The sequence below is a fragment of the Vibrio sp. 1078-1 genome, assembly GCF_033340475.1.
The window spans coordinates 1-593 of sequence record NZ_JAWOWM010000603.1; the positions used below are offsets into that span (position 1 = coordinate 1).

General features: G+C 44.5%; 1 protein-coding gene. It reads right to left on the reverse strand.

Annotation, left to right across the window (positions count from 1 at the left end; translation table 11 throughout):
* The coding region (gene yddG, locus R7190_RS29045) for an aromatic amino acid DMT transporter YddG (RefSeq protein WP_318138090.1) at nt 1-488 on the reverse strand (488 nt) is incomplete at its 3' end.
* Nucleotides 489-593 lie beyond the last annotated feature (105 nt).

Below are 593 nucleotides of genomic sequence, written 5' to 3' on the forward strand. Positions count from 1 at the left end.
ACGAAGTACACCAGCGGATTGCTGCTTACGTTCGAGATGATTTGTGTCGGGGATAAACCGTTATCGCCGCTCACCGTCCAAGCAACACCAATAAACGCGAGGATTACTGCTGGATACAACAGCCAACTTGGCTTTTTGTTGCTACCCAACACTGCAAACAATACAGTTAGCGCGGGCCATAAATAGTTGACGATAGATACCTCAATCGCTTGAGCTCGCGAATTCGAATACCCAAGAGCAAGCGCAAGAAAGATCTCATAGCAAACAAACATTGCGCCGCCAACTATCAGATACTTCGGAGAAAAGTAAGACAACTTTGGGATGCCCACCACAATCAATAAAAAGATTGAACTTAGCGAATACAACATCGCCGCCCCACCTACTGGCCCTAAACTTTCGGTTACGAGCCTTGCAATACCCAGTAAGCAACTCCAAGAGAGGATGGCAATGCAGCCATAAAGTGTGAAGCGAAATTGCACGGATTTCATGTGACCTGCTACTCACGAATGCCAAAGGAAACGTCAGCTTAACTCAAAAATGATCCGCTTCAACGTACTGTTTTATAAATTTCAGTATAAAAATGATTCTGTTAT